We start from the raw sequence: 12,886 nt of genomic DNA on the forward strand, positions 1-12,886 counted from the left end.
CGCTTTTGCTCAAATTACCTTATTTCTCCCTTCGCCAGAAAAAACACTCACTCTTTCATTCGTCAATCAACATCAATTTAAAAAAAATCAATAAATTATAATAAATTCAAATCAACCATGAAAAATCTACAAGGAATTAAAAAATTCATTAATAATATAGTTACGGGAAAGGAGAAATTGTATGTCAAAAAATAACCGTCTCATTAATACTAAAAATTGCCCTCCCGAATGGGTAACGATACGAGAAGCAATAGAAATAGCGAATAGAACATCGAACCATAAGATTAAAGATTGTGATATATATCGCCACGCTCTATATGGTACCATTTGCTTATCAATTTACTTTCAATCTTCCATTGCATTACGTAAAGTACAAACATCCAACAAAAAAATAAAGGTTACTCCACTAGAAAAATCCTTTCTAAATAGATTATGTTTTCTTCATAAACAATGCTTTATCAATGACAGGAATTTAATTGTCAGTACTATAGGGGAATTCAAACTCCCAAGAAACAAAATAATTGACACACATTTAGAAGGTTTTGAATATATTCTTTTGCAGCAACTACTTGCATTCTCCCTAGGTATCCCGCAACCTTCACCGGGTATAAATGATATTAATTATGGGATTTCAGTTAGCTTGTCAGGGGAGACCTTTCAACTTTTTGAAAAAATAATATTGAAGGAAAGGATTAAGCAACAAATAATGAAATTACCTAAAGATGTTGCGCCTGACGTTAATCAGACCCTATCGAAATCTTATATAAAAAATTACAATGAGTGCGCATTTTTCCCGATCCATGAATTACCCAAAGATGCTTGTTTTGTCATCAGACATGACGAACTTGAAAAATTAATTAATCTATCAGTAAAGAGGAATGAGATTTCCTCTCCCTCTACACGTATATCCACCCCCTTATCACGTCTGTTGTGGTTATCCTGCAAACACAATGAAGAAATTAGTCCTTTGATCAGGCAGCCATACAAATTACTGTCGATTTTCGAACAATGGGCTATCGCAGATGGTATTACCGATCGGTTAAGCGGTGATACACTTAAAACCGCACTGGAACGCGGATCCCCCATTTACACCCACATTTCAAAATAAATTGGCGCTCCTCTATCCAACCTAAAAACCCGTATTACGGATCATCTAGCTCTTAATACGGGTTCATAAACTTTACCTTCCAGCTCTCCTCATGCTTTTTTGTTACCTCCAGAGTTTATTAATACTGTATTGGAGGAAGTTATGACATCTCATCAGTTATTACGTCTTAAACAGGTTGAAGATAAAACGGGCCTGAAGCGCTCTCAAATCTATCTGTATATGAAGGACGGTACCTTTCCCCGTTCAATAAAAATTGGCCCGGCCAGTGTGGCCTGGCTCGAATCGGAAATTGACGAATGGATCAATATTAAATTAGTCCGCCGCTCAATAGGCTGAAGGGAGAAAATATAATGATTATCCCGTCACTGAATTACGCCGTATTAACCGATGCCCTGCATGCATTGAAGGATGGCAACATCCGTCACTGTGAATCGCTCGGATTCACTTTCGACGAAATGAATGCCCTCAACCAATTGTCACTAGACGAGCTGTTTATCATTAGTCGTGAGTCTGCGCCATTTTTGGCTGTGACGGTTCATCACGACGCATTACGCCTGCTTCTAGCGAAATCCCGTGAGGAGGTTCTGCAGCAACAACGTATCAACCACGCCATCCGGCTGGGTGGGTCGATTGCGCTGCTAACTCACTATTTTGGTCTCACATCCAATGAGGTCAGCCTGCGTCGTAGGTTGCTGGATATCACCATCCCTCATGGCCGGACAATCATCCCGGATGAAGAGACCGATGCCAGGATCTGGGGGCAATGGCAAAAATGCAGGGTAGTTAATTTAGAATCAGCCGAGGCACTGGAGGCGATGATGCAGGTCACTGAAAAATTGTCCGCCCAGCCCGATAACCCCTCGCTCACTGTCGTCTGGAACCGTATCAAGCTTTTCGAACGTGAAGCAACTGACAGGGAGACGTCTCATGCCGGATGAGATCGACCGCGATCAGGAGTTTAATGAACAGCGGCTGGAAGATATGATTGAACAAAGCCGTTTCAAACCCGCTGTAACGCCTTCATTACTTCACTGTCAATTCTGTGGGAAACCTATTCCAGAGAAAAGGCGGCAGACACTGCCCGGGGTGACAACATGCACGGATTGCCAGTCCATTCTTGAACGTCGCAGGCGCTAATCATTATGCCGGTTACGCGCGGTGATTTTCTCTTCCCCGCGCGTTTTTATATTCCCCTATCAGTCAAATATCCGTTAATTTATTTTATTACCCTGGCAACATAAAGAATCCCCCCGCCTGATACATCCATCTTTTTCTTTTATCAACTCTCTTTATTCTGTTTTTAATTTTTTATATCGAAGCCTTTTTTAATATTGCACCCTGTATGCGCCGTTAATTAATGGCTCACCAGATGGACGTTAATTCGTCCGGGACGAATATTGCTCTTTAAAAATAAGGTTCGGGCTGTCACGAAACTACAATTCAGGGTGCCGCTGAATGTTCTCGCTGACCCGTTAAAGCCGGAATGCAGAATTGGGATGTGACATTTATTTAACTCATCGTTGTTTTTAGTAGAGGAGGCCTCATGCGAAAACCCATTTATCACGTATTTGTCACCCAAGAAAGTCAACCCGATGCACAGGGCGAAATAAACACGTATTGGACCAGGGTTGGCGTGGCGTTCGCTCATAACGGTAAGTCTGGCCTGAATATCATGCTGACACCCGGTATTGCTGTCTCCGGCAAGTTGGTGCTGCTTGAACCCAGAGAAGATAGCGGCATTTCGCAGGATACCACCTCTGCTTAATCCGCTTTTGACCTTCCTCCGGCAGGGGCTTGGTATACCCCCCCCGGGCTGACTGTTAAGAGGCCACCATGCTATCCACCACAGCCTTTCTTACGCTGTCGATGCAGTGCGCCGCCAGCGTTCACCCGTCCACGGCGCTTGATGTGGCGCGGGTCGAATCTGGTTTGAATCCGTATGCCATCGCTGAAATCCTGCCCGATGGCAAAGGCGTGACTTCACATTTCCCCACAAGCAAGGATGAGGCCGTCAGCCTCACCGGACGGCTGGCGGTACAGGGCCGACGTTATTCGGTCGGGCTGATGCAAATCACCAGCACCAATTTCCGTCATTACGGCGTGACCGCCCGTGACCTTCTTGCCCCTTGTACCAACCTGTCCATCTTTGAGCGCATCCTCACCGACTGCTACCGGCGCGGGGGTTCCCTGAAGCGTGCGCTCAGCTGCTACTACTCGGGAAATGTCACGACCGGCCAACAGCCGGAATCCGCGTTTAACCAGACCAGCTACATCCAGCGCATCGGCTACGCCGTACCGTCAACGCGGGAAGACCGGCAGCGGCCTCCCACCGAAAAGCTCGTGCCGGCAATCCATTACCCCACCGCCGTCTTGCGTGGTGAGCTTACTGATAACGCCATGCCAGTACTGTCATCCCTGCGCTACCCCAACGCCTTGATACGCGGCGCGTTACCCATCCCCGGCTCCCAGGAGGAACAATGATGAAACGAAGACAGAATGACAGGCCCGTACTCTCTTCCTTGTTAATGACAAGCCCGGCGCTGGCAGCAGACAGCGGGTTTAATAAAGCCAATGAGACGCTGAGCAACACCTCCACCGGCCTGCTCGGGCTGGCCGCCGTTACCATCACGCTCGCCACCATGTGGGTGGGATACAAAGTCTTGTTTGACGGCAAGAGCCTGCATGACATGCGCAACGTCATCATTGGCGCCATCCTTATCGTCGGTGCGTCAGGTTTCGGTGCCTACTGGGCGTCATAAGGGAGGTGACAATGGCTACGCTGAACAAAGCGCTGACGCGGCCTGCCGCCATAGCCGGCATTCCCCTCGTGCCGTTCGTGATGGTCAGCGGGGCCATCGTCCTGCTGGCGGTCTATGTCAGCTATTACCTGATATTACTGCTTATTCCCGCCTGGCTGGAGATGAAGGCAAAGGCCAGAACCGATATTCACTATTTCGGGCTGCTCTGGCTGGCCTTTAAAACCCGTGGCCGGTTTGGCACCAATAAACATTTTGGTGCCAATGCCCTGCTGGCAAACCGCTATGACGCCGTCGACGTCTCGGAGCTTATTGAAAAAATGAAGTTAAACGAGCGCGTTACGCTGGATAAATACATTCCGTATTCCTCCCATATTCACCCGCACGTCATCAGAAACCGCCAGGGTGATTTGGTTGCCAGCTGGGAGCTGGAGGGCACCGTTTTTGAATGCGAGGACGAACATCACCTGACGTTAATGGCGTCGCATCTCAATAACGTTATTCGTGCGTATGAAGGCCTGCCGGTTACTTTTTATCTTCACCGTATCCGGGAAAAGTACCACGATGTCTTTGACGCGAATTCAGGCATTCCCTTTTCTGATGAAGTGACCCGGCTGTATTACCAGCCGATCAGCGAAAAACCGTTCTGGCGGCACCGGCTGTTTTTCACCCTCTGCTACGCGCCCTTCTCTCCACTGGAGAAAAAGGCCATGAAGGCGCAGCCGTCCGGTAAACGCAAAGCGGCGCTGGATGATGCCCTGAAAGTGATGCTGGAATACCGGGAGGCACTGGCATCGGCGCTGTCCCGCTATACGGCGACGCCGCTAGGGATGTATGAAGAAAACCGGCGGGTGTATTCCACCCAGCTTTCCTTGTATCACCGCCTGCTCACCGGCCAGTGGCAAAAGGTGGCGGTCACGCGTGCGCCGTTTTATGAAACATTAAGTACGCCGGATGTCTTTTTTACCACCGACACTGCCGAGTGCCAGACGGTCGGCGGCTCCCGCTTTTTTCGCAGTCTGGAAATCAAAGATTACTCGCCTGAAACCGCGACCGGCCTGCTGGACGCGCTGCTGTATGCCGAAAGTGAGTATGTGCTGACACAGTCCTTCACCTGCATGGCCCGCGATGAGGCGCAGAAGCATATTCGCCTGGCGGAAAAGCGCCTGAGTTCGGCGGATGACGACGCCATTTCGCAGCGTGAAGAGCTGATTGTCCTGCGCGACCTGCTCCAGTCCGGGCATGTCTCCTGCGGGAAATACCACTTTTCCCTGCTGGTATCTTCAGACAGCCCCGAGCAGGTGGTGAAGGATGCCAACGCGCTGGCACAGCCTTTCGCCGACCTCGGCATCATGACGACGCTGTCCACGCTGTCGCTGCCCGCCGCGTACATGGCGCAACTGCCGGGTAACTATACGCTGCGCCCTCGTCTGGTGGCCGTCAGCAGCCAGAACTTTGCCGACCTGGCGAGCCTGCACAATTTTCATCCTCATAAACGAAACGGCAATCCCTGGGGCGATGCCATCGCCATCCTCAAATCCCCTGGCGGTGGCGGGTATTACCTGAACCTGCACGACAGCCAGAGCGGGCGGGATGGCTTCAACGCAAAAACGCCGGGTAACACGGCGATTATCGGTAAAACCGGCTCAGGGAAAACGATGCTGATGACCATGATGCAGCAACTGATGCAGAAGTACCGCAATCCGGCGACGTTCTCTGAATCAGCCCTCCTTAAGCAGCTGACCACCGTGTATTTCGACAAGGACCGGGCGGCGGAGATGGCGATACGCCAGATGGGCGGACGCTACTTCCGTATCCGTACCGGCACTCCCACCGGGTTTAACCCGTTTAAGCTTGCGCCGACCCGGCGGAATATCAGCTTTATCAAACGACTGGTGCGCATGCTGTGCGGCCGCAACGGCAAGCCGCTCGATCCGCGCGATGAGGAGCGGATCAGTGCCGCCGTAGATACCATCATGCTCGACTACCCGCCGGAATACCGCAAGTTCGGGATCACCCGGCTGCTGGAAGTCCTGCCGGAGCCGCCAACCCCTGACGCCCGTATCAACGGGCTACGTATTCGCCTTAAACAGTGGGCACAGGGCGGCGAGTTCGGCTGGGTATTCGACAATGAGGAGGACACCTTCAACATCAGCAACATTGATAACGTAGGTATCGACGGTACGGAATTTCTCGATGATGAAGATATTCGCGGCCCCATCACGTTTTATCTGCTTTACCGCGTCACCAGCCTGCTGGATGGTCGCCGTCTGGTGATGTTCATGGACGAGTTCTGGAAATGGCTGGCCGATGTCGAATTTTCCCGCTTCTCGCTCAATATGCTGAAAGTGATCCGCAAGCTGAACGGCATCTTCATCCCCGCCACGCAGTCGCCTGACGAAATCGTCAAACATCCAATTGCCCCGGCGATTATTGAGCAGTGCAGCACGCAGATTTTTCTTGCCAACCCGAAGGCCAGCCGGGCGGATTACGTGGAAAAGATGAAAGTGCCGGAAAGCGTGTACGACATCGTCAGAAACCTCGATCCGGATGAGCGCTACATGGTGGTCCTGAAAACGCCGTTACGAGCAGGTGAAAACCGGCCTTTTGTGGCGATGGCGAAAATGGATTTAGCGGGCCTCGGGAAACTTACCAAAATGCTGAGCGGGAGCGAAGACAACCTGAAACTGTTCGACACCCTGTATCAGGAAGGACTGCAGCCTGATGACTGGAAAGCCGCCTTCCTTGAACAAGCCCTGTAATATTCATGACGGAGGTAATGAAAATGCGGTTCAGAGATATCATACTGGCGTTGTCGCTGTTTATTTCCACCCAGGCGATGAGCGCCGGAATACCGGTATTCGACGCCGTACAGAATACCGAATCCATGAATCAGTGGATCCAGAAACTCCAGCAGTGGCAGGAAACCGTCACCCATTACAGAAGTGAACTGGATGCCTACAAGCAGCAATTAGCCACAGCAACGGGCGTGCGGGACGTTCAGGCATTTCTCCGCGAGGCCAAAAGCCTGAAAACCGATATTGATAATCTTCGTCAGCACGGTATTTCACTCGATGACCTGCTGAGCAACCAAAACGGGTCATATTCGTCGGAACTGAATAGCTTGTATAACAAATATAAATCGTTCGATACCTGTAACCCCTCCAGCGCTTCACAACGCTATCTGGACAGCTGCAAACAGATGATCCTGAATCAGGCCGTAGCGATAGAAAATACATCTGAGGTTGAAAACAAGATCACAGGCACGCTCGGTGATATATCAGATTTATCAGACCGTATTGCTAATGCGCAGGATTCCAAAGAGTCGCAGGACCTGGCTAACGCCATCGCGGCCAAAAGCGTACAATTAAATGCGCTGACTAGCCAATGGGAAATGTCAGTCAAACAGGCTGAACAGCGAACAACGCTGCTGGAACAGCAAAAACAGAAAGCCTTTGAGCAACAGCAATTAACTGCGCCCGTTGCCGATCTGAACTCTCTATAGGGAGGTTAACATGTTAAAACCCGTATTAACCTTATGCGTCATGTCAGGCATTCTCGTCTTATCCGGTTGTAAAGAGACGAAATCAGAAGCCTGGTATAAAGGACATCCCGATGAAACCTATAAGGTCTATACGCAATGCCTCAAGGATGGCGAGGCAAGCGACAACTGCGAGTTTGCGCACCGGGCAGCACTCATGTTTGCCCAGACCGGCAAACCCGGCATCAGGAAAAAATTCGAGACGCTGTTTCAGCAGGAAGCCCAAAAAAGAAAATCCGTCACTCAGTAATATTCCCACCAACAAAAACAGGGATCCCTCCCTGTTTTATCCCCTGTCTGTTCCTGACTAATGAGAGGCACCATGTCCGGTGGTATTTTTGTTGGTATGGACAAAAACATCATGGATGGACTTAACGCCGTGTTAGAAGGTCAGTCTTCTACCTACGGCACCCTAATCAGTGCGATTATCGTCAGTTCCTTCACCCTATTTATTACGTATCGCGGTTATCAGACGCTTGGCGGCAAACTCCAGACACCGGTTGAAGATGTTGTCTGGGATGTGGGCCGCATGTTGCTGATCACCACCTTCGTTTTAAACCGCGATGGCTGGCTGGATACCATCATTGCGGCCATTGAAGGGCTTAAGGACGGCATCAGTGGCGATGATAATGTCTGGGCGCTGCTCGACACGGTGTGGGAAAAGGCACAAGCGCTGGGGCAAACGCTGTTTAATCTCGATACCGCCACCTACGTCAAAGTGAATGGCGGCTTTGCCGAGGTGCTGGTCTGGGGCGGTGCAATCGTTCTGTTACTGGCTGCAACCTTTGTCAACCTGCTCGCCGAAATCACCATTCTGTTAATGACCACCACCGCCCCACTCTTTATTTTCTGCCTGCTGTACGGTTTTCTTAAACCCATGTTTGATAACTGGCTGAAAACACTATTTACCGCAATCTTAACGATCATGTTCTCTGCCCTGTCTGTCCGGATCGCCATCAACTACCTGAATACAATACTGGATGCCGCCACAGCAACGTCTGCTGAAAGCAATATGGTGACCCTGGCGGCGCAATGTTTGCTGGCCGGGATTGCCGCAGGCGTCGTGGTGTATTTTTCAGCGAAAATAGCCACTGCGCTGAGCGGTGCCGCCGTTCAGGCCGTGTTACAGGGTGCAGCCATGAGCGGACTGAGCGGGCTGGTGAGCAAATCTGCCGACGCCGCCAGACCCGGCATACAGGCCGGGGGCCGACTGACCTCAAAAGGTGGCATGGCAGCAGCCGCGACAACCGGCAGGTTCATTGCCGCAGGTGCGGGCAAAGCCGTGAACGCCTGGCAGAAACGTGCCACCGCCATCGAAAGCATGAAACGCCAGAATCAGCAGCGTCACCGTTAATCCTCCCGACCGCTAATTTCTTTTCTCCGTCACGCCATGGCCTCTGCCAGCGGTGCGGCCTTCCTGCATTTATCCGATAAGAGGCTTCCATGAAATTCAGCATCTTGCTTCTGGTGCTGTGCGCGCTTACGGGCTGCGCTCAGCATCAGGGCGACCTCCCGCCGGTGTCCGGCGATCCCCAGCCGGTGAATTCCCCCGCCATAATTCAGGAGCTCACTCACCATGTCTGATATTCGGCACATCATTAATGTCTCGCGCTCTTTTGAATCCATCCTGCTGGAAAAGGAAGAGCGTTCCCGCAAAACCGCCTGGCGGGTGGCCGCTGCCGGGCTGATTCTGGCTGCACTGGCAATTACGGCCATTCTTATTCTGCTGCCGCTGAAAACCACTGACATTGAATTGTGGTCGGTGGATAAACAAACCGGTCGTTATGAGTATATGACCCGCATTAAAGAGCGGGATATGGCGTCTGAAAAAGCACTGGCCCATTCACTGGCGGCACACTATGTCAGACTCCGCGAAGGGTATAATTATTTCTCCCTCCAGCGTGATTATGACGACGTACAGTTATTTAACAGCGACAGCGTGAACCGGGATTATCTGGAGGGGTTTAACGGCGACCAGGCTCCGGACGTTATTTTTAATAAAGCCGAATATGTCGTCTATATCGACATTATTTCTAATGTGCATGCGCCTGCTACCGGACCGGATAGTCTGGCAACACTGCGTATTAAGCGCACTCTCCGCCGTATTTCTGATAATTCAGTGAAAACGGACTTCTGGAATATCCGCCTCACTTACCGTTATGTCCCGCATCAGCAACTGACGGACAGCCAGCGTGAAGTGAACCCGCTGGGCTTTATCGTCACCAGCTACCAGCGCGATAAAGAACTGAGGAGCGAATGATGCTGAAAAACATCCTGCTCCTGACGGGCTTAATGGTGTCATGCGCGACATGGAGCGTCGCCACCCCGCGCGGCAGCGGCTATGACAGCCGGATGCAGAACGTATCGTATAACAGCCAGAACGCCACCGTGGTGAACACCCGCCCTGGCTACGTCACCACGCTGCTGTTTGACGACGATGAAGCTGTGATTGATGCGCAAGCCGGTTTTCCAAAAGGCTGGACGGTAACGAAAAGTGATAACCGGGTGGGCGTCAGCCCGAACCCCATCACCCAGCCGGTGACGGACGCCAGCGGCAACAACGTCAGCCAGGTGTTCCTGCCCACGGCAAAGGACTGGAAGACCAACCTGTTTGTGGTGACCTCAAAGCGTGATTACAGCCTGGAGCTGAACGTGCTGGACCACGATTCCCCCGCGCAGGCGTTCGTTATCCGCTACCACTATCCGGCCGAGGTTCTCCAGCAATCCGCCGCCGCCAGCGCCGCGCGTCAGGCGCAGCAGCGGGAAAGACAGGAGAAGCAGCAGATAACGGCGGCATTCGGACAGGCGAGCATGCCACGCAACTGGCGCTACACCAAACGGGTCGCCGCCGGTTCGGCCTCCATCGCACCGGATTTTGCCTGGGACGATGGCCGCTTCACCTGGCTGGGATTTTCCCCCATCAGAGCCCTGCCTTCCGTTTTCCGGGTGGTTAACGGACGGGAGCAGGCAGTCACGCCCCGGACGGTTAAGCAGGGTAACTACATCGTGATGGTGGTGCCGGCAGCGCCACAACTGGTGTTGCGTTACGGCACTTCGGTGGTGGGGATCGAAAACGACGGATTCGGGCGCATCCCGATAACCCGCAGCGACACTGTTTCACCGTCCGTTACGCTGGAGGCTAAATGACCGATAAACCTGTCCCGGACGAACCGGAAAAAACCACCGCAGAGCGGGAAGCGGAAGCCCGCGAACGCGCCCGTGCGGCAATGGCGTATCAGGAGCCGGAGCAAAGAACCCCCCCCGGCCAGCCGGAAGTGACTCGTTTTCGTAAGGTATCCGGTCGCCGCACGCTGATCGTCAGCCTGCTGAGTCTGCCTCTGGTGATCGTCCTGGCATCCGGCGGCGATCGTCTTTTCAGTGCATTGAAAGGGGGTAATGAGAAAGAAGCCGACACCGCGCCGCAGCCCTCTTCAGGGAAGACGCTGCATGAGCGTCAAAATCTGGGCATGGACAGTAACCCGTTTGGCCTGTTCGGGCCACACACACAGGACGGAACAGACCCTGTCAGCCAGACCGTTACTCCCGCACCAACGCAGCCACCGGCCCCACCCGCCTTGAACAAGGCAGCCGCGCTGGCTGACGGGGTGAACAACGCCCGAATAATGCCGGGCGATACTGCACGCAAGTCCCCGGGTGAAACGCGCAGCCACGCAGAAACATCCGACAGTGGGTCATCATCCACGACGTACACATCCTGCCCGTCAGTACTGACCAAGGGAAAGGATGGCAGCCTTCGCTGCACGGATACTGCCGCGCCGGAAACGGCTAACAACGACAATCCGGGCGTCGCCCGTGTCACCGGCGTCAGACGGTTGGGCCTCGATCCTGATCTCTATATCCCGGTGGACCGCTATATCCCGTGTTCGATGATGTGGCGCTTCGTGTCCGATGTCGGGGGGCATATTTCCTGCCTGGTCAGTGAAGATGTTTACAGCGCCAGCAACCATGTGACGCTGATCCCGGCGGGAACGGTCGCCCGTGGCATCTACCGCACCGGGGCGCTGCAACACGGACGCAGCCGGATGTTTGTGCTGTGGACTGAGCTGCGTACGCCTGAGCCCGGCAGCCTGCAAATCCCGCTTACTGATACGCAGGCCAGCGGCCCGCTCGGCGAGGCGGGGATCTCAGGTTGGATCGACGAGCATTTCTGGGAGCGCTTCGGCAATGCCCTGATGCTCAGTACCGTGCAGGACGTGGCTGCTGCGGCGTCGGATGCTGCCCCGGGGAAAGACCGCAATACCGACTACACCGAAAACACCCGCGCCGCCACGGCGGAAATGGCGAAAACGACGCTGGACAGCAGCATCAATATCCCGCCCACCCTGTACCTGAATCAGGGTGATGTCATCGGGATCATGACCGGCACCGACATTGATTTCTCATCCGTCTGGCAGCTACGACTGAAAAAGAGGTGGTATGAACGCTGAAAACCTGTCGCTGGATTTTATGAAAAACCAGCTGTTTGGTGATTTTATTGCGCAGGACGGCCTGACGGAAATTGCCGTTAACCGGCCGGGTGAACTGCATACCAAAATCCGGGGGGAATGGCGAAGACACGAAGCCCCGGTTACGCTGCGTCAGTGTTACGCCTTTGCCAGAGCGCTGGCGTCGTGGCAGGACGATAATATCGACGACACCTCGCCGATCCTTTCCGCCACGCTTGAGACAGGCGAGCGCATTCAGGCCATTATTCCCCCGGCCTGTGAGCGCAATACCGTGTCTATTACGCTGCGCAAACCCTCATTCGGGCAGAAAACACATCAGTCATGGATTGATGCGGGATTTTATAACCGGGTAAGCGGTCAGGAGCGAACGGAAGGCAAAGATGGTGAACTGACCCGCTATTTTCAAGGTGGGGATATTTCCCGCTTTATGGAAAAAGCGGTGGAATACGGCAAGACGATTTTTATCGTCGGTGAAACCGGATCCGGTAAAACAACCTATATGAAAACGCTGCTGCACTCGATTCCCCGGCACCTCAGGCTGACCACCATTGAGGATAATCCCGAAATCCGGTTCTATCACCACACCAATTATGTCCATCTCTTTTATCCGGCGGACGCCGGGGATAATGCCATTGTCACGCCCGGCAGACTGATACGCGCCAATTATCGTATGAACCCTGACCGGATATTACTGGCTGAAATTCGCGGTCGGGAAGCCTGGGATGCACTGAAAATCGTCGGTTCCGGGCATGAGGGATTAATGACTTCCCTGCATGCGGGCAGCCCGGAAGAATGTATTGAAGGGTTAATTGACCGCTGCTATGAAAACCCCGACTGCCGGAACATGCCTTTCAACGTGCTGTTACGCAAGGTGCTTAAGAGCGTTGATGTGATAGTCAGCATTGATATTCACGGTGACATACGCCGCATGAGTGATGTTTATTTTAAACCCCTTCATCTCAAAGACATGAGAGGTGTATTCAGCAAAGGGCTTCAATAAATAACTTATCGAATT

General features: G+C 52.6%; 15 protein-coding genes. All 15 read left to right on the top strand.

All coding sequences use genetic code 11. The features are described 5' to 3' along the window. Positions 1–181: 181 nt before the first annotated feature. The 15 genes from AB4K05_RS18740 to virB11 all read left to right on the top strand — a co-directional run bounded on the left by AB4K05_RS18740 (position 182) and on the right by virB11 (position 12,871). Positions 182–1,108, top strand: a complete 927-nt coding sequence (locus tag AB4K05_RS18740; protein WP_117341890.1) for a hypothetical protein — start codon at positions 182–184, stop codon at positions 1,106–1,108. A gap of 141 nt (positions 1,109–1,249) precedes the next feature. Next, the gene (locus AB4K05_RS18745) at positions 1,250–1,444 is read left to right on the top strand and encodes an AlpA family transcriptional regulator (protein WP_117341889.1); all 195 of its coding nucleotides are present in this window, start codon (positions 1,250–1,252) and stop codon (positions 1,442–1,444) included. A 14-nt stretch (positions 1,445–1,458) separates the two neighbouring features. Continuing rightward, a complete protein-coding gene (locus AB4K05_RS18750; protein ID WP_117341888.1) occupies positions 1,459–2,046 on the top strand; it encodes a DUF2857 domain-containing protein in 588 nt (195 codons plus the stop codon). Next, positions 2,036–2,245, top strand: coding sequence for a TraR/DksA family transcriptional regulator (locus AB4K05_RS18755; protein WP_050944182.1), 210 nt, complete (start codon positions 2,036–2,038; stop codon positions 2,243–2,245). The genes AB4K05_RS18750 and AB4K05_RS18755 overlap by 11 nt, the downstream gene beginning before the upstream one ends. A 406-nt stretch (positions 2,246–2,651) precedes the next feature. Further along, positions 2,652–2,873: a hypothetical protein gene (locus AB4K05_RS18760; RefSeq protein WP_117341886.1), complete on the top strand. Its 222-nt coding sequence runs from the start codon at positions 2,652–2,654 to the stop codon at positions 2,871–2,873. A gap of 68 nt (positions 2,874–2,941) precedes the next feature. Continuing rightward, a complete protein-coding gene (locus AB4K05_RS18765; protein ID WP_117341885.1) occupies positions 2,942–3,589 on the top strand; it encodes a lytic transglycosylase domain-containing protein in 648 nt (215 codons plus the stop codon). Then, the gene (locus AB4K05_RS18770; protein WP_117341984.1) at positions 3,589–3,867 is read left to right on the top strand and encodes a TrbC/VirB2 family protein; all 279 of its coding nucleotides are present in this window, start codon (positions 3,589–3,591) and stop codon (positions 3,865–3,867) included. The genes AB4K05_RS18765 and AB4K05_RS18770 overlap by 1 nt, the downstream gene beginning before the upstream one ends. Positions 3,868–3,878: 11 nt before the next feature. Beyond that, positions 3,879–6,626 (top strand): VirB3 family type IV secretion system protein, encoded by a 2,748-nt coding sequence (locus AB4K05_RS18775; RefSeq protein WP_368481431.1) that lies wholly within the window; start codon positions 3,879–3,881, stop codon positions 6,624–6,626. 23 nt (positions 6,627–6,649) lie between these two features. After that, entirely contained in the window at positions 6,650–7,369 is a 720-nt protein-coding gene (locus AB4K05_RS18780) for a type IV secretion system protein (protein WP_117341983.1), read from the top strand. 10 nt (positions 7,370–7,379) lie between these two features. Beyond that, complete coding sequence (locus AB4K05_RS18785) at positions 7,380–7,655, top strand: EexN family lipoprotein (RefSeq protein WP_117341883.1); 276 nt, start codon at positions 7,380–7,382, stop codon at positions 7,653–7,655. Positions 7,656–7,727: 72 nt separating this feature from the next. Continuing rightward, positions 7,728–8,759: a type IV secretion system protein gene (locus tag AB4K05_RS18790; RefSeq protein ID WP_117341882.1), complete on the top strand. Its 1,032-nt coding sequence runs from the start codon at positions 7,728–7,730 to the stop codon at positions 8,757–8,759. A 222-nt stretch (positions 8,760–8,981) separates the two neighbouring features. Further along, positions 8,982–9,665 (top strand): virB8 family protein, encoded by a 684-nt coding sequence (locus AB4K05_RS18795; RefSeq protein ID WP_117341881.1) that lies wholly within the window; start codon positions 8,982–8,984, stop codon positions 9,663–9,665. Further along, positions 9,665–10,552, top strand: a complete 888-nt coding sequence (gene virB9, locus AB4K05_RS18800; protein WP_117341880.1) for a P-type conjugative transfer protein VirB9 — start codon at positions 9,665–9,667, stop codon at positions 10,550–10,552. The genes AB4K05_RS18795 and virB9 overlap by 1 nt, the downstream gene beginning before the upstream one ends. After that, a complete protein-coding gene (gene virB10, locus AB4K05_RS18805) occupies positions 10,549–11,853 on the top strand; it encodes a VirB10/TraB/TrbI family type IV secretion system protein (protein WP_368481432.1) in 1,305 nt (434 codons plus the stop codon). The genes virB9 and virB10 overlap by 4 nt, the downstream gene beginning before the upstream one ends. Then, positions 11,843–12,871, top strand: coding sequence for a P-type DNA transfer ATPase VirB11 (virB11, locus tag AB4K05_RS18810; RefSeq protein ID WP_117341878.1), 1,029 nt, complete (start codon positions 11,843–11,845; stop codon positions 12,869–12,871). Before virB10 ends, virB11 begins: the two co-directional genes overlap by 11 nt. The last annotated feature ends 15 nt before the right edge of the window (positions 12,872–12,886 follow it).

Origin of the sequence: Kluyvera sp. STS39-E (genome assembly GCF_040932435.1) — a bacterium.
Lineage (GTDB): Bacteria > Pseudomonadota > Gammaproteobacteria > Enterobacterales > Enterobacteriaceae > Kluyvera.

Bases quoted from the DNA above. Each gene is read 5' to 3' on its own strand.
- AB4K05_RS18745 (WP_117341889.1), top strand. From the start codon at position 1,250: ATGACATCTCATCAGTTATTACGTCTTAAACAGGTTGAAGATAAAACG.
- AB4K05_RS18785 (WP_117341883.1), top strand. From the start codon at position 7,380: ATGTTAAAACCCGTATTAACCTTATGCGTCATGTCAGGCATTCTCGTC.
- AB4K05_RS18765 (WP_117341885.1), top strand. From the start codon at position 2,942: ATGCTATCCACCACAGCCTTTCTTACGCTGTCGATGCAGTGCGCCGCC.
- AB4K05_RS18780 (WP_117341983.1), top strand. From the start codon at position 6,650: ATGCGGTTCAGAGATATCATACTGGCGTTGTCGCTGTTTATTTCCACC.
- virB9 (WP_117341880.1), top strand. From the start codon at position 9,665: ATGCTGAAAAACATCCTGCTCCTGACGGGCTTAATGGTGTCATGCGCG.
- AB4K05_RS18790 (WP_117341882.1), top strand. From the start codon at position 7,728: ATGTCCGGTGGTATTTTTGTTGGTATGGACAAAAACATCATGGATGGA.
- AB4K05_RS18775 (WP_368481431.1), top strand. From the start codon at position 3,879: ATGGCTACGCTGAACAAAGCGCTGACGCGGCCTGCCGCCATAGCCGGC.
- AB4K05_RS18795 (WP_117341881.1), top strand. From the start codon at position 8,982: ATGTCTGATATTCGGCACATCATTAATGTCTCGCGCTCTTTTGAATCC.
- virB11 (WP_117341878.1), top strand. From the start codon at position 11,843: ATGAACGCTGAAAACCTGTCGCTGGATTTTATGAAAAACCAGCTGTTT.
- AB4K05_RS18760 (WP_117341886.1), top strand. From the start codon at position 2,652: ATGCGAAAACCCATTTATCACGTATTTGTCACCCAAGAAAGTCAACCC.
- AB4K05_RS18755 (WP_050944182.1), top strand. From the start codon at position 2,036: ATGCCGGATGAGATCGACCGCGATCAGGAGTTTAATGAACAGCGGCTG.
- AB4K05_RS18750 (WP_117341888.1), top strand. From the start codon at position 1,459: ATGATTATCCCGTCACTGAATTACGCCGTATTAACCGATGCCCTGCAT.
- AB4K05_RS18740 (WP_117341890.1), top strand. From the start codon at position 182: ATGTCAAAAAATAACCGTCTCATTAATACTAAAAATTGCCCTCCCGAA.
- AB4K05_RS18770 (WP_117341984.1), top strand. From the start codon at position 3,589: ATGAAACGAAGACAGAATGACAGGCCCGTACTCTCTTCCTTGTTAATG.
- virB10 (WP_368481432.1), top strand. From the start codon at position 10,549: ATGACCGATAAACCTGTCCCGGACGAACCGGAAAAAACCACCGCAGAG.